We start from the raw sequence: 18,292 nt of genomic DNA on the forward strand, positions 1-18,292 counted from the left end.
GCCGGGTGACCACCAGTTCCGTCGTCACCGATGAATCATCTACGAGGAGTGCAGCCATGGCTGAGATCAAGATCGCCGCAGAGATCCGGTCCGAGTTCGGCAAGGGCGCCGCCCGCCGTACCCGTCGTGAGAACAAGGTTCCCGCGGTCGTCTACGGCCACGGCGCCGAGCCCGTCCACATCTCCCTGCCGGGTCACGACCTGATGATGGCGCTGAAGACGGCCAACGCCCTGCTGAGCGTCGACATCGAGGGCCGCAAGGAGCTCGTCATCCCCAAGGCCGTCCAGCGTGACGCGCTCAAGGGCTTCATCAAGCACGTCGACCTGCTCGCGGTGAAGCGCGGCGAGAAGGTCTCGGTCGAGGTCGCGGTGCACACCGAGGGCGAGCTGGCCCCGGGCCCGTTCCTGCTGGAGAACGTGCTCAGCACCCTGACCGTCGAGGCCGAGGCCACGCACATCCCCGAGTCCGTCACGGTCTCCGTCGCGGGCCTGGAGGCCGGTGCCTCCATCCTGGCGAAGGACGTCCCGCTGCCCGAGGGCACGACGCTGGTGACGGACGAGGACGCGGTCGTCATCCAGGTCCTGGCCGCGCAGGCGGAGGAGCCGTCGGCCGAGGACAGCGCGGACGAGGCCGCCGCGGAGGTCTGAGCCTCGGCTTCGTCCTGAGTACGGGGCCCGGGTACGGGTCCTGAAACGCTTTGCCCGACGGGGTGGCGGGCCGGTGCCCGCCACCCCGTTCTTCTTCGTCCTCAAGGAGACGCAGCGCAGATGACGACCGATGCGACCGCCCCGTGGCTGATCGTGGGCCTGGGCAACCCCGGCCCCGGTTACGCGGCCAACCGCCACAACGTCGGTTTCATGGTGGCCGATCTCCTCGCGGGCCGCATGGGCGGCTCGTTCAAGCGTGCCCAGAAGGCTCAGGCCCAGGTCCTGGAGGGCCGGGTGGGGCCGATGGGTCCCGGCAGCCGGCGGGTGGTGCTGGCGAAGCCGCTGTCGTTCATGAATCTGTCCGGGGGCCCGGTCGCCGGGCTGCGGGACTTCTACAAGGTGCCGACGGCCAACATCGTGGCGATCCATGACGAGTTGGACATCGACTACGGCGCGCTGCGCCTGAAGCTGGGCGGCGGCGACAACGGTCACAACGGTCTGAAGTCGATGACCAAGGCGATGGGCCCCGACTACCACCGGGTCAGGTTCGGGATCGGCCGGCCGCCGGGGCGGATGCAGGTCGCCGACTTCGTGCTGAAGGACTTCTCCTCGGTGGAGCGCAAGGAGCTGGACTTCTCCGTGGACCGCGCGGCCGACGCCGTGGAGTGTCTGGTGACGGAAGGGCTGGAGCGGGCGCAGAGCGCGTACAACTCCTGACACACACGCACATACACCGCCATTCTTTGTCCACTCAACGACCATTTGTCTGCCACAAGTTGACCGACTGCGTCCGGATGGCCAAGGATCGCGATCCATGAAGCGGAGCTCGTCGCAACTGGCACTGTCGGTGGGCCGTCGTGCCGCGATGGCGTTCGTCGCCGCGCTGTTGGTCGTCGCGGGTTTCTGGACGTCCTGGGGTACGGCGCAGCACGTGCTGCTCTCCAAGGGCCGCGAGCACGGGACGCTGGCCGTCACCGAGTGCGGCGGGACGACCTGTACGGGGACGTACGACCCCGAGGGGAGCGCCGGCCCGCGTGCCGGCACTCCGATCGAGCGGTCGGTGGCGGTGAAGAAGGGCCAGGAGTACGAGGTGGTGCGGAAGCCCGGCTCCGGCGAACTGGTCCGCTCGGGCTCGTCCGGCGGCCTGCTCGCGTGGGTGCCGCTCGGCGGCGCGCTGCTGCTGGCGGCGCCGGTGGTCGGCGGCGGGCTGCGGCTGACGCGTACCGCGTGGGGTACGGCGATCGCGGGAGCGGTGCTGCTGGCGGCGGCGTTCTTCGCGCTCTGACGCCGGCCTTCGGAACGGACCCCCCGGATCGGCGCCTCTGGACGGGCACGAGCGCCGGACGGACCCGTCGGCCCGTCCGGCGCTCGCCCGTTGAACAGACTCGCGGTCAGCCGGTGTTGCGCAGCCCCGCCGCCACCCCGTTCACCGTGAGCAGCAGCGCCCGCGAGAGCAGCGGGTCCGGTGTCTCCTCGCGCGCCGCCGCCGCGCGCTGGCGCGCGAGGAGCGAGACCTGGAGGTAGGAGATCGGGTCGAGGTAGGCGTCGCGGATGGCGAACGTCTGCCGCAGCACCGGGTTGGAGCCCAGCAGCTTCTCGTTGCCGGTGATCCGCAGGACCTCCTGCACCGTGAGCGCGTGCTCGGTCTCGATGGCGGTGAAGACGTGCTTCAGCTCGTCGGGCACGAGGGTGTCCACGTAGTGCCTGGCGATCCGCAGATCGGTCTTGGCGAGGGTCATCTCCACGTTGGAGAGGAAGTTCTGGAAGAAGTGCCAGTGCTCGTGCATCTCGTCCAGGACCGGGTCGAGACCCGACTCCCGCAGCGCCTTGAGACCGGAGCCGACCCCGTACCAGCCGGGGACGATCTGCCGGGACTGGGTCCAGCCGAAGACCCACGGGATGGCGCGCAGCCCGTCGAGTCCGGCGCCGGAGTCCGGGCGCCGGGAGGGGCGTGAGCCGAGGTGCAGGTCGGCGAGCTGGTCGACCGGGGTGGCCGCGAAGAAGTACGCGGGCAGGTCCGGGTCCTCGACGAGCTCGCGGTACGCCCCGTGGGCCGCGTCCGAGACGGTGTCCATCGCGGCGTCCCAGCGGGCCAGCGCCTCGTCGGACTGGCGCGGCGCGGTGTGCAGCGCGGACGCCTGGAGGGTCGCGGCGACGGTCAGTTCCAGATTCTCCCTGGCCAGGGCCGGGATGAGGTACTTGTCGGAGATGACCTCGCCCTGCTCGGTCACCTTGATCTCGCCCTCCAGGGTGCCCCAGGGCTGCGCGAGGATCGCGTCGTGCGAGGGGCCGCCGCCGCGGCCGACGGTGCCGCCGCGGCCGTGGAAGAGGCGGAGGCGGACGCCGTAGCGGTGGGCCACGTCGCGGAGCCTGCGCTGCGCGCGGTGGATCTCCCACTGGCTGGTGGTGATGCCGCCGAACTTGGACGAGTCGGAGTAGCCGAGCATGACCTCCTGGACGTCGCCGCGCAGCGAGACGAGCCGCCGGTAGGAGGGGTCGGCCAGCATCTCGTCGAGGATGATGTCGGCGGCGCGCAGCTCGTCGGTGGTCTCCAGGAGCGGCACGATGCCGATCTTCGCCCAGCCGGCGTGCAGGTCGACCAGTCCGGCCTCACGGGCGAGGACGGCGGCGGCGAAGACGTCGTCGGCGCCCTGGCACATCGAGATGATGTAGGACTCGATGACTTCGGGGCCGAAGCGCTCGAAGGCCTGCTTGACGGTGTGGAAGACGCCGAGGGTCTTCTCGCCGGCGGCGTCCAGCGGCGCCGGGGTGGGGGCGAGGGGCCGGCGGGAGCGCAGCTCCTTGGCGAGCAGCTTCTGCCGGTACTCGCGCGGCATGTCCGCGTACCGCCAAGACTCCTCGCCGAGGCGGTCGAAGAGCTGGCCGAGCGCGTGGTGGTGGGCGTCGGCGTGTTCGCGTACGTCCATGGTGGCGAGCTGGAGCCCGAACGCGGCGAGCGTGCGGATGGTGCGGTCCATCCGGCCGTCGGCGAAGAGTCCGCCGCGGTGGGAGCGCAGGGAGGTCTGGATGAGGGTGAGGTCCGCCAGCAGCTGCGCGGTGCCGAGGTAGTCACGGCCCTCGTTGTGCGGGGTGCCCTTGGCGAGGCGCTCGCGGGTGTTGACGAGCTTCTGCCGGATGCAGGTGGCCTTGAGGCGGTACGGCTCTTCCGCGTTGAGGCGCTTGTAGCGGGGGCTGATCTCGGGGAGCCGGTCCAGGTCGGTGGCGAGCGAGTCCAGGAGTTCCTGGGTGGCGCCGGCGTACCGGATGGAGTTGGAGAGCTGGCCGCGCAGCTGGTCGATGAGCTCCAGCGCGTCGCTGATGCCGTGCTCGTGCTGGAGGATCAGCACTTCCCAGGTGACGGCGGGGGTGACGTTCGGGTTGCCGTCGCGGTCGCCGCCGATCCAGGTGCCGAAGCTGAGGGGGCGGGTGCCTGGCGGCAGTTCGACGCCGACGCGCTCCAGCTCGGCGACGAGGTCCTCAAGGACGTCGCCGACGGCTTCCGCGTGCAGTTCGTCGAGGTAGTAGATGGCGTTGCGGGCCTCGTCGGCGGGCTCGGGCCGTACGACGCGCAGCTCGTCCGTCTGCCAGATCAGGTCGATGGACTCGGCGAGCCGCAGGTCGTGGCGGCGCCGGTCGGCGGCGATGACGGGGGCTTCGAGGAGTTCGGCGATCCGGCGGAGCTTGTTCAGCACCGAGCGGCGCGCGGCCTCGGTGGGGTGCGCGGTGAAGACGGGCCGGACGCTGAGGTTCTTGACGGTGGCGCGCAGGTGCTCGGGGTCGGCGTCCTTCAGACGGTCGGCGGTACGGGCGAGGAGCCCGCCCTCGGCCTCCCGGCGGTCGCGCATCTCACGGCCTCGGTGCACCTGCTCGGTGACGTTGGCGAGGTGGAAGTAGGTGGAGAACGCGCGCACGAGCTTCGCCGCGGTCTCCAGGTCGGTGTCACCGAGCAGCGCGGCGGCTGCCTCGCCGTCCTCGCGGGTGAGGGCGCGGACACGCTCGACGAGGTCGAGGAGTTCCGGGCCCTCCTGGCGTACGAGTGTTTCGCCCAGGAGGTCGCCGAGCCGGCGGATGTCGGAGCGCAGCTCCACATTGGCGGTCGTGCTGCTCTCGGTCACGGTGCCCTCGGCGGCGGACGGCCGGTCGGCGGCCGTTCCGGCGGCGGTCGGGGTCTGGTCGGCACTGCTCACAGGTGCGGCTCCTTGCAGTGTTCGAGCACGTCGGGAGGAGAGGTTCTGGAGAGATTGTTCGACCGGACCGCGCTGTCCGACGTCACAAGGATAGGTGGCCTTCGCGCGTCGTTATCCACAGGCCCCTTGTCGCGTGCCTCCACGCTGCCATACTTACGTTGCCGTAGGTTACGCGCCCGTAGACAGGCAGAATGCCGCATTCCACACCTCCAGGGGACACACCCATGTCGACAAGCCCTGACGTTCTCGGCGACTCCTCACAGGCCCAGCCTGCGCCGGACGGTTCCTCCCTGCCCCTCGCCGCCTCGGTTCCCTCCGCCACGCTCGGCGGGGAGAACAAACGCTCGCTGGAGCAGATCACGCTGCTCCTCTTCATCGTCGTGCCCTTCATCGCCCTGCTCGGCGCCGTTCCGCTGGTCTGGGGATGGGGTGTGAGCTGGCTCGACCTGGGCCTGCTCGTCGCCATGTATTTCATCGGCTGCCACGGCATCACGGTCGGCTTCCACCGGTATTTCACCCATGGTTCCTTCAAGGCGGCGCGCCCGTTGCGGATCGCGCTGGCCGTGGCGGGGTCGATGGCCGTGGAGGGTCCGGTGGTCCGCTGGGTCGCCGATCACCGCAAGCACCACAAGTTCTCGGACGCGGAGGGCGACCCGCACTCGCCGTGGCGGTTCGGCGAGACGCTTCCCGCGCTGCTCAAGGGCCTGTGGTGGGCGCACATCGGCTGGCTCTTCGACGAGGAGCAGACGTCGCAGCAGAAGTACGCGCCGGATCTGATCAGGGACCCGGCGATCCGGCGGGTCTCGAAGCAGTTCCTGCTGTGGGCCTTCGTGTCGCTGGCGCTGCCGCCGCTCATCGGCGGGCTGGTGACGATGTCCTGGTGGGGCGCGTTCACGGCGTTCTTCTGGGGTTCGCTGGTCCGGGTCGCGCTGCTGCACCATGTGACGTGGTCGATCAACTCGATCTGTCACGCGGTGGGCAAACGTCCGTTCAAGTCGCGTGACCGGTCAGGCAATGTGTGGTGGTTGGCGGTCTTGTCCTGTGGCGAGTCATGGCACAACCTGCACCATGCGGACCCGACGAGCGCCCGGCACGGTGTGCTGCGAGGTCAGATCGACTCCAGTGCCCGGCTGATCCGCTGGTTCGAGGTGTTCGGCTGGGTGCACAGTGTGCGGTGGCCCGACGCCGGACGGCTGAACGCCCGACGGAGAATTGACCATCCCAACGCGGCATGATTGGCAACGTGGCGATCGACGGCGGTAAGAGCGACACCGACAAGAGCCGGACCTCCGCAGCGCCCCGGCGCTCGCGCCGGGTCCGGATGACCGGCAAGGAGCGTCGCGAGCAACTGCTGGACATCGGCCGCACCCTGTTCGCCGAGAAGGGCTACGAGGGCACGTCGGTGGAGGAGATCGCCTCGAAGGCGGGGGTCTCCAAGCCGGTGGTGTACGAGCACTTCGGCGGCAAGGAGGGGCTGTACGCGGTCGTGGTCGACCGCGAGATGCGCCAGCTGCTCGACATGGTGACAAGCTCCCTCACCGCGGGCCATCCCCGCGAGCTGTGCGAGCAGGCGGCGTTCGCGCTCCTCGACTACATCGAGGAGTACACGGACGGTTTCCGGATCCTGGTCCGCGATTCGCCGGTGGCCCAGTCGACCGGCACGTTCGCCTCACTGATCAGCGACATCGCCACGCAGGTCGAGGACATCCTCGGCATGGAGTTCAAGGCCCGCGGCTTCGACCCGAAGCTGGCCCCGCTGTACGCCCACGCCCTGGTGGGCATGGTGGCGCTCACGGGCCAGTGGTGGGTGGACACCCGCCGCCCGAAGAAGAACGAGGTCGCGGCGCATCTGGTGAATCTGGCCTGGCACGGTCTGGGCAATCTGGAGGCCAAGCCACGGCTGATAGGGCACCGCAAGGTGTGAGCCGGGGCCGCCCGGCCGCCCCCGGCTCAGCCGCGGACGGACACCGGGACGCTACGAGGCCGGAACGCGACGACACCGGGACGCTACGAGGCCGTGTCGTCCCGGTGCGGCCGGACCGCGTGTCGCTCATCGGGGAGACGTCATGTCCGGGACGCCGGCCCGGACGGGCGTCAGACCGGCCTTCTCGCCACCGCGAAGATCCGGCGGAACGGGAACACCGTGCCGTGCGGGCCCGGCGGGTACGCCTTGCGCAGCAGGTCGCCGTACTGGCCGAGGAATTCCGCCGTCTCCTCCGGGTCGTCGGCGAGCTCGGTGAGGACGGGACGCAGAGCCGTGCCTTTGACCCAGTCCAGCACCGGGTCCTCGCCGGAGAGCAGCTGGAGGTACGTGGTCTCCCACGCGTCCGTCGTGCAGCCGAGGTCGGTGAGGCGGACCAGATAGTCGGCCGGGTCCAGGATGTGGACGAAGCGCCGGCCGTGGGTGTCGAGGCGGCTGCTCCACCGCGGGGTCTCGCACAGCTCGCCGAGGAGCGCGTGGCTGGGGGCGGTGAAGTTGCCGGGGACCTGGAAGGCGAACGTGCCGCCCGGGGTGAGGGCGTCGATCCAGCCCGCGAAGGACTCGGCATGGTCGGGGACCCACTGGAGCGCGGCGTTGGAGACGATCAGGTCGTACGGCTCGTCGGGTGTCCAGTGCGCGGCGTCCGCGGGCCGGAAGTCCAGCCGGCCGCCGCCGGGCGTGGGGCCCGCGTACTCCTTCTCCGCCTCGGCCAGCATCTCGGGCGAGAGGTCGAAGCCGGTGATGTGGGCGGTGGGCCAGCGTTCGGCGAGGAGCGCCGTGACATTGCCGGGGCCGCAGCCGATGTCGGCTATCCGTGCGGGCCGGTCTCCGCTCGGGAGCTCGGGGATCCGGCCCAGCAGATCAAGGAACGGGCGGGTGCGGTGCTGGGAGTGGTGGAGGTACTGCTGCGGGTCCCAGGTCGGTGCGGGTGTGGACCCCGGGCCGGGTGCTGGATTCGTCGCCGGACTCGCTGTCGAACGCATGTGTGAAGCCCCCTCGGGTTAACGGATCGGGCGAGCGCAATGCCGCCCGCGCCCGACCATGCCCAAGCCTGCCCCCAAGTATATCTTGACGTCAAGAGACTTCATGTCGAGGGACCCTTTACACTGATCGTCATGGAGGACGAGGTCGACCGTCTGGTCGCAGCATGGCGCCGGGAGCGCCCGGACCTCGACGTGGAGCCCCTTGAGGTGCTCAGCCGCGTCAGCAGGCTGGCGCGCCATCTCGACCGGGCCCGCCGTCTGGCCTTCTCCGAGCACAGTCTGGAGCCGTGGGAGTTCGACGTGCTCACCTCACTGCGCCGGGCCGGCGCGCCGTACCAGCTCTCCCCCGGTCAGCTCCTCACCCAGACCCTGGTCACCTCCGGCACGATGACCAACCGCATCGACCGGCTGGCGAAGAAGGACCTGGTCGAGCGGCTGCCGGACCCCAGCGACCGGCGCGGGGTCCTGGTACGGCTCACCCCCGAAGGGCGCGACCGCGCGGACCAGGCACTGGCCGGGCTGCTCGCCCAGGAGCGCGCGATCCTCGCGGAGCTGTCCCGCGGGCAGCGCGGCGAACTGGCCGCGCTGCTGCGCCGGTTGACGGCGCCGTTCGACAACATCCCCGGCTGAGAACCGGTCGGGGGGTCTCCGAGCCGGTTTCAGCCGACCCGTACCGCGTCCGTACCGCCCAGGTCCGCGGGGCCGACCCCGGCCCGGCGGGCGAGCGCGACCGCCGCGAGTGTCGAGTGCACGCCGAGCTTTCCGAGCACGTTCTGCATATGCGTACGGACCGTGTGCGGGGACAGGAAGAGGCGCTCGGCCACCGCCTTGCGTCCCAGGCCGGCCACCATGCAGCGCAGCACTTCCAGTTCGCGCGGCGTCAGCGAGTCGACCAGCCGCTCGCTGTCCGTGCGGTGCTTACGGGCGGCGGTCAGCTCCCGCAGGACGCTCGTGAGCAGCGCGGGCGGCAGATGCGTCTCGTCGCGCAGGACGCCCCTGATCACCGCCAGCAGCCGTTGCAGCGAGCAGTCCTTGGCGACCCAGCCGGACGCGCCGGCCTGGAGCGCGAGTGCCGCGCGGCCCGGGTCGTCCTTCTCCGCGAGGACGACGCAGCGCACGGACGGCTGTCCCGAACGGACGCCCGCGACCAGCGAGATGCCGTCGACGAGGCCGAGACCGGCCTCGCCGTTGTCGGGCACGGCGCGGGCCACCGGGCCGCTGCCCGGACCCGCGACGATGCCCAGGTCGGCGTCGACCAGCAGCACGTCGTACTTGCGCCCCTCGGAAGCCGCCCGCTCAAGACACCGCAGCGCGGCGGGACCGCTGCCGGCGGCGGCGACGTCCACGTCCGGCTCCGCCGCGAGGGCGGCTGCCAGCGACTCGGCGAATATGCGGTGGTCGTCCACCACGAGAACTCTGATACGGACCAATTGACACCCCCTGATGTCGGGGCGCGGACGACGCGGGTACGGCGCCCGGAGGGATGGGGATCGCATCGCGTGGACACGGTGCCGCCTCGGCCGCCGCCGTGCGGCTGCCCCACCCACCCCGGGCGTCGTACCCGACTGTCTCGCTTCCCTGATCAGCACCGGCCCCCACCGGTGCTGTGCATCAGCGTACGGACGGGCGCCCGGAGCGGAAGACTATTTACAGAACTGATCGACGGCGTCCCGTTAGGGTGAGGCGCATGTTTCGTATCGAGACAGAAGTCGACAAAGAACGACAGGCGTTGCTGGGCGAACGGATGAGGGAGAACAACACGGCCCGTTCGCCGGTCCTGCGGGAGCTCCGGGGGTCCGCCGAGGAGGAGGAAGTCCCCCTGCACGTCTGGCTGATGGAGGAGTCGACGGGCGCGCTGGCGGGCGGCGTCGCCGCCCACATCTGGGCGCGCTGGCTCCATGTCGACCTGCTCTGGGTCGACGACGCGCACCGTGGCACGGGCCTCGGCACCCGCCTCCTGGCGGAGGCGGAGGAACTGGCCCGCACCCACGGCTGTCTCCACGCCCGCCTGGAAACCTGGGACTTCCAGGCCCCGGCGTTCTACCGGCGCCAGGGCTACGACCTGGCGGGCCACATCCCCGACTACCCGCCGGGCGTCACGGAGTACTTCTTCACCAAGCGCCTGGCCTGAGCGGGGACGACGTCCTCAGGCCACCCGGTGCGCTCCCCGGGACGGGACCGCCGGGAAGACGCGGGGGGCCGTGTGGCCCGCCGTCGCGAACGCCTCCTCGACCGCCTTCGTCACCGTGTCCGCGTCCGCCGTCTCCACCAGGACGATCGCCGAGCCTCCGAAGCCGCCGCCCGTCATACGCGCGCCGAGCGCGCCCGCCGCGACCGCCGAGGTGACCACCAGGTCCAGTTCGTCGCACGAGACCCGCAGGTCGTCGCGGAGTGAGGCGTGGCCCTCGATCAGGATCGGGCCCACCGCGCGGACGTCGCCCGCGTCGAGCAGGGCTATGACCTGTTCCACCCGGTGGTTGTCGCTCACGACATGGCGGACATAACGTCGTACGCTCGGGGCTTCCCCCGCCAACCGGTCCAGTGCCTCCGGCAGATGCGCGTACTCCACCTCGCGCAGCGTGCGCGCGCCGAGCGCCCGCGCGCCGCTCTCGCAGCCGGCGCGCCGTTCCGCGTACGCGCCGTCGCCCAGTGCGTGCTTCACCCGCGTGTCGACGACCAGCAGTTGGAGCCCGACGGCTGCCAGGTCGAAGGGGACCTGGCGCTGCGAGAGGTCGCGGGTGTCGAGGTACAGGGCGTGCCCGTCGGTGCAGCAGGCGGACGCCATCTGGTCCATGATCCCGCACGGGACCCCGACGAACGCGTTCTCCGCGCGCTGCCCCAGCACCGCCAGCTCGGGGGCGGACAGGCCCAGTTCGTACAGGTCGTTGAGCGCGAGCGCGGTCACGACCTCCAGCGCGGCGGACGACGAGAGCCCCGCGCCCGTGGGCACGGTCGACGTGAGGTGGATGTCCGCGCCGGGCACCGTGTGGCCCGCCTCGCGCAGCGCCCACACGACGCCCGCCGGGTACGCGGCCCAGCCGGTGTCGGAGAGCGGCACCAGTTCGTCGGGTGCGAGCCGCACCACGCCGCCCCGCGCGTCGGCGGAGTGCACCCGCAGCACGCCGTCGCTCCGCCGTGACACCGCCGCGACAGCGGTGTGCGGCAGCGCGAGCGGCATCACGAAGCCCTCGTTGAAGTCGGTGTACTCGCCGATCAGGTTCACCCGGCCCGGCGCGGCCCACACGCCGTCCGGCGCCGAACCGTACAACTCCTCGAACCGCGCGCCGACGCTCTCCGCGGTGCTCACCCGTGTGTCTCCTCTCGGCGTGCGAACGCCCACGCGTCCGCGACGATCCCCGCCAGGTCGGCGCGGCTCGGGCTCCAGCCCAGGCGCTCGCGCGCCGTCGCGGCGGAGGCGACCAGGACCGCCGGGTCGCCGGGGCGGCGCGCGGCCACGACCTCCGGCACCGGGTGCCCGGTGACCGTACGGACGGTCTCGATGACCTCGCGGACGGAGAACCCGCTGCCGTTTCCGAGGTTGCAGACCAGGTGCTCCCCGGCGACCGCGGCCTTCAGCGCGAGCAGATGTGCGTCGGCGAGGTCGGCGACATGGATGTAGTCGCGTACGCACGTGCCGTCCGGGGTCGGGTAGTCCTCCCCGTACACGGCGATCGACTCCCGCTTCCCGAGGGCGACCCGCAGGACGAGCGGGATCAGATGCGACTCGGGCTCGTGGCGCTCGCCGTAACTCCCGTACGCCCCGGCCACGTTGAAGTACCGCAGGGAGACCGCGGCCAGTCCGTGGGCCGCGCACTCGCCGGCGATCATATGGTCGACGGCGAGCTTGGTCGCGCCGTACGGGCTGGTCGGCGCGGTCGGGTCGGTCTCGGTGATCGGAGTGGAGACGGGCTCGCCGTACGTCGCCGCCGTCGAGGAGAAGACGAGCCTGCGGACCTCTGCCGCGCGCATCGCCTCCAGCAGCGCCATCGATCCGCCGACGTTGTTGTCCCAGTACTTCTCGGGCTTGGCGACGGACTCGCCGACCTGGGACGACGCCGCGAAGTGCAGGACCGCGTCGTAGGAGGGGTCGAGCCACTTGACGGCGTCGTGGACCCGGCCCTCGATGAACTCCGCCCCCGCCGGGACCGCTTCGCGGAAGCCGGTGGAGAGGTCGTCGAGCACGGTCACCTCGTGCCCTGCCTCCAGCAGATGCGTGGCGACCACGCTGCCGACATAACCCGCGCCGCCCGTAACCAGATACTTGCCACTCACGTGCTCGCTACCTCTCGCAGTGTCCGGGCCGCGGTCTCCGGCGGCACGTCGTTGATGAAGGCGTCCATGCCGGACTCGGATCCGGCGAGGAACTTCAGCTTGCCCGACGTGCGGCGAACGGTGAAAAGTTCCAGGTGAAGGGCGAAGTCCCCCCGTCCGGCGGCACGGAAGGGCGCCTGGTGCCAGGCGGAGATGTACGGCGTCGGCGGCTCGCCCTCGCCGAAGATCCGGTCGAAGCGCCGCAGCAGCTCCAGATAGATCCCCGGGAACTCCGCACGCGCCGCCTCGTCCAGCCCCCGCAGGTCCGGCACCCGGCGCAGCGGATAGAGGTGCACCTCGTACGGCCAGTGCGCCGCGTACGGCACGAAGGCCACCCAGTGCTCGCCCGCCAGGACCACCCGGTCGGCCGCGCGCTCGCGCTCCACGACGTCGTCGAAGAGGTTGCCTCCGGTGGCCGCCCGGTGCTCGGCCACGGAACGGGACATCCGTTCGGTTCGAGGGGTGACGAAGGGGTACGCGTAGATCTGCCCGTGCGGATGACCAAGGGTCACACCGATCTCGGGCCCGCGGTTCTCGAAGCAGAACACCTGCTCCACCTGCGGAAGTTCGGCGAGTTCGGCGGTGCGGTCGGTCCATACGTCGAGCACGAGCGCGGCCTGCTCCTCGGTGAGAGCGGCGAAGGAGGCGTCATGGTCGGAGGTGAAGCAGACGACCTCGCAGCGGCCGGAGTCCCCGGCGAGGGAGGGGAAGCGGTTCTCGAAGACGACGACGTCGTAGTCGCTGTCGGGGATCTCGCTCAGCCTGCCCGCCGCGACGTCGGTGGGACAGAGCGGGCACTCACCGGCCGGCGGGTGGTACGTGCGGCCCTGGCGGTGCGAGGCGACCGCGACCGAGTCCCCGCGCAGCGGGTCGTGGCGGATCTCGGAGGTGGTGGAGGTCGGTTCGAGGGGCCGCAGGTCCACGGCCTCGCGTACGGCGTCGTCGCGGGAGTCGTAGTAGATCAGCGCCCGGCCGTCGGCGAGCGCCGTCACCGTCTTCTTCATCGATTCTTCCTCCGGGCCCGCCCGGACCCGGAGCACCCGGGCCCGTATCCAAACAGAACCAAACATAACTAACCACGAGCCCACACACACGTCAACGGCTCCTTCACTCGATCACGATCGAACAAAGAACACCATCAAAAGTGTTCAGTATCTGTAATGACAGGCGTAGGTTCCGAACTGACTTCCGAGTAACGTTCACGCGACGAAGCGGGTACCCCCATGCAGTCCCCCACGTACTACCTGGCCGAAGGGCTTCGGCTCCCCACCAACGGCCTCGACTACACGATCCTCGCGATCTACTTCATAGTCGTCCTCGGCATCGGCTTCGCCGCCCGGGCCAGCGTCAAGACCAGCCTCGACTTCTTCCTCTCCGGCCGATCGCTGCCGGCCTGGGTGACCGGCCTCGCGTTCGTCGCCGCCAACCTCGGCGCGACGGAGATCCTGGGCATGGCCGCGACCGGCGCGCAGTACGGCGTGGCCGTCGTGCACTGGTACTGGATCGGCGCGATCCCCGCCATGGTCTTCCTCGGCCTGGTGATGATGCCGTTCTACTACGGCTCCAAGGTGCGCTCCGTCCCCGAGTTCCTGCTCCAGCGCTTCGACAAATCGGCGCATCTGCTCAGTTCGGTCCTCTTCGCCTTCGCCGCCATCCTCATCGCGGGCGTCAACCTGTACGCCCTGTCGATCGTGGTCGAGGCGCTGCTCGGCTGGCCCCAGTGGGTCTCGATCGTCGTCGCGGGCTTCTTCGTCCTTGCGTACATCACCGTCGGCGGACTGTCGTCCGCCATCTACAACGAGGTGCTCCAGTTCTTCGTCATCCTCGCCGCGCTCATCCCCCTCACGGTCCTCGGCCTCAAGCGCGTCGGCGGCTGGGACGGGCTGAGCGACTCACTGACCGCGAGCAAGGGTGAGAACTTCCTGAGCGCCTGGGGCGGTACGGGCATCGGCGACGCCAACCCGCTCGGCGCGAACTGGCTGACGATCATCCTCGGGCTCGGCTTCGTGCTCTCCTTCGGCTACTGGACGACGAACTTCGCCGAGGTGCAGCGCGCGCTCTCCGCCAAGAACCTCTCCGCCGCCAAGCGCACCCCGCTGATCGCCGCGTTCCCGAAGATCTTCATCGTCTTCCTGGTGATGATCCCGGGCCTGGTCGCCGCGGTGATCGTGCCGAAGATAGGCACGGCGGGCTCGGACCTGACGTACAACGACGCGATCCCCCTGCTGATGCAGGAGCTGCTGCCGAACGGTGTGCTCGGGATAGCCGTCACGGGTCTGATGGCCGCCTTCATGGCCGGCATGGCGGCGAACGTGTCGTCCTTCAACACCGTGTTCACCACCGACATCTGGCAGAAGTACGTGGTGAAGGACCGGGAGGACGTCTACTACCTGCGCTTCGGCCGGCTGATCACCGCGATCGGTGTACTGGCCTCCATCGGCACGGCCTTCATAGCCGCCAGCTTCTCCAACATCATGAGCTACCTCCAGACCCTGTTCTCCTTCTTCAACGTGCCGATGTTCGTGGTCTTCATCATCGGTATGTTCTGGAAGCGGGCCTCGATGAAGTCCGGTGCCTGGGGTCTGGTCGCCGGTACGACGGCCGCGATGGTCAACTACTTCTGGATCTACAAGCAGGGCGTCATCGACATCCCCAGCGACCAGGGCGCCAACTTCGTCTCCGCGATTGTCGGCTTCGTCGCCGGCGCCGTGGTGATGGTCGCCGTCACCCTGTTCACCGCGCCGAAGCCGGAGGCCGAACTCGCGGGCCTGGTCTACGGGACGACGTCACCCGGCATGGCGGAACCCCCGGCCGAGGGCGACGACGCCTGGTACCGCAAGCCCGCCCTGCTCGGCTGGGGCGCGATCGTCATCGCCGCGGCCTGCTACATCCCGTACTCCTTCTGACCGAAACGGAGGCACACCCATGTCCGACCTGCACAAAGAAGTCTCCGAACTGGAAGGCAGGTCCGCCACGGCGGCCCGCCTGTTCGACATCCGTCTCATCATCGGCGGCCTGTTCACGCTGTACGGGGTGATCGTCACCGTCGCCGGGATCTTCGTCTCCGACGCGGACATGAAGAAGGCCGAGGACGTCAACATCAACCTCTGGACGGGGCTGGCGATGCTGGCGCTCGGCCTGTTCTTCCTCGGCTGGATGAAGCTGCGCCCGGTGGAGATACCCCCGCCGTCCGCCGCGGACGCGGCCGGCCCCGAGAAGTAGCCGCACCCGCGCGCGGGGCCGGGCACCACGTACTCACTCGTACGCGGAGCCCGGCCCCTTCGTCGTGTCCGGGGGCCCGTCCGGCATGACCGTCACGGCCGCCCGGTCCAGCAGCCCGGTCCGGGCGGCCAGCGCCGCGGCCTCCAGCCGGGAGCCGACGCCGAGTTTCATCAGGACCCGCTGCACATGGGTACGGGCGGTGGACGGCGCGATGCCCATACCGGCCGCGATCAGCCGGGTGTCCTCGCCCTCGGCGACCCGCACCAGCACCTCGATCTCGCGCGGGGTGAGCATCCGCAACAGCCGCTGCCCCTCGTCGTCCGGCTGGGCCACCGGATTCAGCAGCTCGGTGAACGCGTTCTGCAACAGCCCCGGCGCCACGGCCGCGTCGCCCGCCCGCGCCTTCACTATGGCCCGCTCCACGCCCTCGATGCGCTCGTCATGCCGTACGTATCCGCAGGCTCCGGCCGCGAACGCGGCGGCGATGCCCCGCGGGCTCGGCACCGGTCCCAGCACGACGACCGCCACCTGCGGGCGGTCACGTCTGATCCGTACGATCGGGTCGAAAGCTCCCGGCTCGGCCGGTGCCGCGGTTCCCATGAGGCACACCTCGGGTGCCCGGCTCACGACCAGTTCGGCGGCGCCCGCCGTGGGCGCGGCCGCGGCCAGCACCCGGTGCCCGCGCAGTTTCAGTGCCGAGGCCAGCGCCTCCGCGAGCAGTCTGTGGTCGTCGACCACCATGAGCCGTACGCCCATCGAGCAACCCCATCCCCACCGGCTCCGGGCCCCCCGGCCCCCTTGGGGTCTGCCGTCTGGATCTTGTCGGGCCCGCGGTCCCTGGCACGCACGCCGACCCGGCCTGATCCAGACGACAGACCCTGACCCGGCAAGCTACACGCTCGGCCGTGGTCGCGCGCCCCCATACGGGTAAGAAGGCGCCTACTTGTCGAATTCGCCGCTATTCAGGGGCTGTCCGCACCTCACGGCACCCGGACCACGACGCCGGGCGGGCTCTCCCAGAGCCCGCCCGGCGTTCGTGTCCACGCACGGCCCCCGGGGGCCGCTGTCCGCGCTAGTTGGTGGTGAAGGCCACCACGAGGTACTCCTTGCGGTCCTTGCTGTACTCGCTCGGCTCGCTGATCAGCGTCTCCGAGGTGTACATCCGGCCGCCGCCGTACCTGATCTCCGCGCCGTCCAGCGAGAAGCTGGTCTCCGCCTCGCGGACGGACTCCTCACTCGGATTCTCCATCAGCAGCGTCTCCTTGAAGGTGCCGCCGTCGATGGAGACGATCTGTCCGCCCTTGTCGTAGGGCGGCCACTTGTACGCGATGAGGTTCGAACCGTCCATGCGCAGCGGGTACATGGCGTAGCGCTCACCCGCGTCGGCCCGGTCGGTCGTGGCCTTGCCCGTCGCAAGGTCGAACGAGACGATCTCGTTGGTCTGGCCGTAGTCCTCGCCGGTGCCCTCGTGCTCCTCGGTCGGCACATAGATCCGGTCGTTGCCGACGGCGAGCTTGCTGCACTGCTCGACCTCGGTGGAACCGCACCGGCCCGCGTACTTGTCGGCGTCCACCGGGATCTTGGCGCGCAGCTTGCCGGTCTTCTCGTCGATGGAGAAGAAGTCCGAGATGCCGCTGCCGTCACCGGCGGTGTCGCCGACGTCGGCCGCGACGACCAGCGGCTTGGTGGAGACGACCGACACGTACTCGACGCCCGCGGGCATCTTGAACTCGGAGATCGGCGCACCGTCGGCCGGGTTCACGTTCTGGATGAGGACCGTCGGGTCGTCGTACGAACCGCACTTGCGGGCCGCGACGAGCCCGGGGCCGCCGCCGTAACCCATGTCGTAGCAGCCCTCGGCGTTGACCTCGGGCTTCCACAGGTTGTCGCCGGAGGTGAGGTCCCAGGCCGCGCCGCCGTCGGTGCCGCCGACGGCGACCGTCTTACCGCTGAGGGTGACCTCGTTGAAACTGGCCTTGTCGTCACCGGCGTTGCCGCCCGTCACCGACTTGGTCCACAGCAGCTTGCCCACTCCGAGGTCGATCGCGCCGACCTCGGTGCAGGAGACGTACTTGTTCTTGGCGGTGGGCTTGCTCGCGGCGAAGACGACGGCCGTCTTGTTGTCCTCGGTGGCGTGGCGCGAGGCGGCGCAGACCTGGCCGGGCAGCGGGATGGTCCAGAGCTGCTTGCCCATGTCCGGGTCGTACCCGATGATCTGGTTCACGCCGGTCTTGACGTACGCCTTGTCGGTGATCCACGAGCCTGACACGTCGGTGATGTCGCCGACCTTGGGCTGCGGCAGCTGGAAGGCGACCTTCGACTTGGTGTTGGACGGCGGCTTCTCGTCACCGCCGCCGAGGGACTTCTCGTCCTTGCCGCCGCCCTTGGTGTCGGACGTCTTCGCCTCGTCCTTCTTGTCGTCGCCGCTGGAGGCGAAGTAGACGCCTCCGCCGACGATCAGGACGACGGCGACCACGGCGGCGATGATGATCTGCGCCTGTGTGCTGATCTTCTTGCCGCCGCCGGGGGCGCCCGGCCCGCCGGGACCGGGCTGGTTGTACGGCTGGCCGGGCTGCTGCGGGTAGCCGTACTGCGGCTGGCCCGTCTGCGGATACCCGTACTGCGGCTGACCGGGCGGCTGCTGCGGCTGGCCGTAACCCGGCTGGCCCCCGGGCTGCGCCGGCGGCTGCTGCGGGTAGCCGTACTGGGGCTGGCCGGGCGGCTGCTGCGGGTAGCCGTAACCGGGCTGCCCGGGCGGCGGCGTCGGGGCTCCGAATCCGCCGGGCGGCGGCTCGGTCGGTGCGCCGAAGCCACCGGCCGGTGGCTCCTGAGGCTGGCCGAACCCTCCCTGCGGGGGCTCGTTGGGCGGCTGCGGGGGCTGCGTCATGGCGTGCTTACCTCGAAACGGGTGCGAGTACGGAGGGAGAGACGGACGGCGGACGGAAGGCGCGCCGCCCGGAG

Annotated in this window: 17 protein-coding genes; 9 read left to right on the forward strand and 8 right to left on the reverse strand. The window is 70.3% G+C overall.

Annotation, left to right across the window (positions count from 1 at the left end; translation table 11 throughout):
- Window positions 1–56: 56 nt before the first annotated feature.
- The 3 genes from IEY79_RS23625 (at window position 57) to IEY79_RS23635 (ending at window position 1,932) form a co-directional block, all read left to right on the forward strand.
- Window positions 57–647, forward strand: coding sequence for a 50S ribosomal protein L25/general stress protein Ctc (locus tag IEY79_RS23625; RefSeq protein WP_189109565.1), 591 nt, complete (start codon window positions 57–59; stop codon window positions 645–647).
- Window positions 648–767: 120 nt separating this feature from the next.
- Complete coding sequence (pth, locus tag IEY79_RS23630; RefSeq protein WP_189109566.1) at window positions 768–1,364, forward strand: aminoacyl-tRNA hydrolase; 597 nt, start codon at window positions 768–770, stop codon at window positions 1,362–1,364.
- 97 nt (window positions 1,365–1,461) lie between these two features.
- Complete coding sequence (locus tag IEY79_RS23635) at window positions 1,462–1,932, forward strand: hypothetical protein (RefSeq protein ID WP_189109567.1); 471 nt, start codon at window positions 1,462–1,464, stop codon at window positions 1,930–1,932.
- Window positions 1,933–2,038: 106 nt separating this feature from the next.
- On the opposite strand, the gene ppc is transcribed toward IEY79_RS23635, so the two are convergent.
- On the reverse strand, window positions 2,039–4,834 hold the full coding sequence (gene ppc, locus IEY79_RS23640) for a phosphoenolpyruvate carboxylase (protein WP_373292604.1): 2,796 nt from the start codon (window positions 4,832–4,834) through the stop codon (window positions 2,039–2,041).
- Window positions 4,835–5,058: 224 nt separating this feature from the next.
- On the opposite strand from ppc, the gene IEY79_RS23645 reads away from it, so the two are divergent.
- Together IEY79_RS23645 and IEY79_RS23650 are read left to right on the forward strand one after the other, a co-directional pair.
- A complete protein-coding gene (locus IEY79_RS23645; RefSeq protein ID WP_189109568.1) occupies window positions 5,059–6,069 on the forward strand; it encodes an acyl-CoA desaturase in 1,011 nt (336 codons plus the stop codon).
- Entirely contained in the window at window positions 6,066–6,758 is a 693-nt protein-coding gene (locus IEY79_RS23650) for a TetR/AcrR family transcriptional regulator (protein ID WP_189109569.1), read from the forward strand. The genes IEY79_RS23645 and IEY79_RS23650 overlap by 4 nt, the downstream gene beginning before the upstream one ends.
- A gap of 170 nt (window positions 6,759–6,928) precedes the next feature.
- Here the strand turns inward: IEY79_RS23650 and IEY79_RS23655 are convergent, their stop codons facing one another.
- Complete coding sequence (locus tag IEY79_RS23655) at window positions 6,929–7,798, reverse strand: trans-aconitate 2-methyltransferase (protein WP_189109570.1); 870 nt, start codon at window positions 7,796–7,798, stop codon at window positions 6,929–6,931.
- 132 nt (window positions 7,799–7,930) lie between these two features.
- Here IEY79_RS23655 and IEY79_RS23660 point away from each other — a divergent pair, with 132 nt between their 5' ends.
- Window positions 7,931–8,428, forward strand: a complete 498-nt coding sequence (locus tag IEY79_RS23660) for a MarR family winged helix-turn-helix transcriptional regulator (RefSeq protein ID WP_189109571.1) — start codon at window positions 7,931–7,933, stop codon at window positions 8,426–8,428.
- 29 nt (window positions 8,429–8,457) lie between these two features.
- On the opposite strand, the gene IEY79_RS23665 is transcribed toward IEY79_RS23660, so the two are convergent.
- Complete coding sequence (locus IEY79_RS23665) at window positions 8,458–9,228, reverse strand: LuxR C-terminal-related transcriptional regulator (RefSeq protein ID WP_189109572.1); 771 nt, start codon at window positions 9,226–9,228, stop codon at window positions 8,458–8,460.
- 257 nt (window positions 9,229–9,485) lie between these two features.
- On the opposite strand from IEY79_RS23665, the gene IEY79_RS23670 reads away from it, so the two are divergent.
- Complete coding sequence (locus IEY79_RS23670) at window positions 9,486–9,929, forward strand: GNAT family N-acetyltransferase (protein WP_189109573.1); 444 nt, start codon at window positions 9,486–9,488, stop codon at window positions 9,927–9,929.
- A 15-nt stretch (window positions 9,930–9,944) separates the two neighbouring features.
- Here the strand turns inward: IEY79_RS23670 and galK are convergent, their stop codons facing one another.
- The 3 genes from galK to galT are packed head-to-tail and all read right to left on the reverse strand — an operon-like array spanning window position 9,945 to window position 13,113.
- On the reverse strand, window positions 9,945–11,105 hold the full coding sequence (gene galK, locus IEY79_RS23675; RefSeq protein WP_189109574.1) for a galactokinase: 1,161 nt from the start codon (window positions 11,103–11,105) through the stop codon (window positions 9,945–9,947).
- Window positions 11,102–12,070, reverse strand: a complete 969-nt coding sequence (gene galE, locus IEY79_RS23680; RefSeq protein WP_189109575.1) for a UDP-glucose 4-epimerase GalE — start codon at window positions 12,068–12,070, stop codon at window positions 11,102–11,104. The genes galK and galE overlap by 4 nt, the downstream gene beginning before the upstream one ends.
- Window positions 12,067–13,113 carry a galactose-1-phosphate uridylyltransferase gene (galT, locus tag IEY79_RS23685; protein WP_189109576.1) on the reverse strand — a complete coding sequence of 349 codons (1,047 nt, stop codon included), beginning with the start codon at window positions 13,111–13,113 and terminating at the stop codon, window positions 12,067–12,069. Before galT ends, galE begins: the two co-directional genes overlap by 4 nt.
- Before the next feature lie 219 nt (window positions 13,114–13,332).
- On the opposite strand from galT, the gene IEY79_RS23690 reads away from it, so the two are divergent.
- Together IEY79_RS23690 and IEY79_RS23695 are read left to right on the forward strand one after the other, a co-directional pair.
- A complete protein-coding gene (locus tag IEY79_RS23690) occupies window positions 13,333–15,015 on the forward strand; it encodes a sodium:solute symporter family protein (RefSeq protein ID WP_189109577.1) in 1,683 nt (560 codons plus the stop codon).
- Window positions 15,016–15,034: 19 nt separating this feature from the next.
- The gene (locus IEY79_RS23695) at window positions 15,035–15,331 is read left to right on the forward strand and encodes a hypothetical protein (protein WP_189109578.1); all 297 of its coding nucleotides are present in this window, start codon (window positions 15,035–15,037) and stop codon (window positions 15,329–15,331) included.
- 33 nt (window positions 15,332–15,364) lie between these two features.
- On the opposite strand, the gene IEY79_RS23700 is transcribed toward IEY79_RS23695, so the two are convergent.
- Window positions 15,365–16,087 carry a helix-turn-helix transcriptional regulator gene (locus IEY79_RS23700; RefSeq protein ID WP_229701068.1) on the reverse strand — a complete coding sequence of 241 codons (723 nt, stop codon included), beginning with the start codon at window positions 16,085–16,087 and terminating at the stop codon, window positions 15,365–15,367.
- A 316-nt stretch (window positions 16,088–16,403) separates the two neighbouring features.
- Window positions 16,404–18,218, reverse strand: coding sequence for an outer membrane protein assembly factor BamB family protein (locus IEY79_RS23705; RefSeq protein WP_189109579.1), 1,815 nt, complete (start codon window positions 18,216–18,218; stop codon window positions 16,404–16,406).
- Window positions 18,219–18,292: the final 74 nt, after the last annotated feature.

The organism is Streptomyces camponoticapitis, assembly GCF_014646115.1.
GTDB classification, from domain to species: domain Bacteria; phylum Actinomycetota; class Actinomycetes; order Streptomycetales; family Streptomycetaceae; genus Streptomyces; species Streptomyces camponoticapitis.

Coding starts and splice junctions, on each gene's coding strand:
- IEY79_RS23625 (WP_189109565.1), top strand. CDS start 57: ATGGCTGAGATCAAGATCGCCGCAGAGATCCGGTCCGAGTTCGGCAAG.
- pth (WP_189109566.1), top strand. CDS start 768: ATGACGACCGATGCGACCGCCCCGTGGCTGATCGTGGGCCTGGGCAAC.
- IEY79_RS23635 (WP_189109567.1), top strand. CDS start 1,462: ATGAAGCGGAGCTCGTCGCAACTGGCACTGTCGGTGGGCCGTCGTGCC.
- IEY79_RS23645 (WP_189109568.1), top strand. CDS start 5,059: ATGTCGACAAGCCCTGACGTTCTCGGCGACTCCTCACAGGCCCAGCCT.
- IEY79_RS23650 (WP_189109569.1), top strand. CDS start 6,066: ATGATTGGCAACGTGGCGATCGACGGCGGTAAGAGCGACACCGACAAG.
- IEY79_RS23655 (WP_189109570.1), bottom strand. CDS start 7,798: ATGCGTTCGACAGCGAGTCCGGCGACGAATCCAGCACCCGGCCCGGGG.
- IEY79_RS23660 (WP_189109571.1), top strand. CDS start 7,931: ATGGAGGACGAGGTCGACCGTCTGGTCGCAGCATGGCGCCGGGAGCGC.
- IEY79_RS23670 (WP_189109573.1), top strand. CDS start 9,486: ATGTTTCGTATCGAGACAGAAGTCGACAAAGAACGACAGGCGTTGCTG.
- galT (WP_189109576.1), bottom strand. CDS start 13,113: ATGAAGAAGACGGTGACGGCGCTCGCCGACGGCCGGGCGCTGATCTAC.
- IEY79_RS23690 (WP_189109577.1), top strand. CDS start 13,333: ATGCAGTCCCCCACGTACTACCTGGCCGAAGGGCTTCGGCTCCCCACC.
- IEY79_RS23695 (WP_189109578.1), top strand. CDS start 15,035: ATGTCCGACCTGCACAAAGAAGTCTCCGAACTGGAAGGCAGGTCCGCC.
- IEY79_RS23700 (WP_229701068.1), bottom strand. CDS start 16,087: ATGGGCGTACGGCTCATGGTGGTCGACGACCACAGACTGCTCGCGGAG.
- IEY79_RS23705 (WP_189109579.1), bottom strand. CDS start 18,218: ATGACGCAGCCCCCGCAGCCGCCCAACGAGCCCCCGCAGGGAGGGTTC.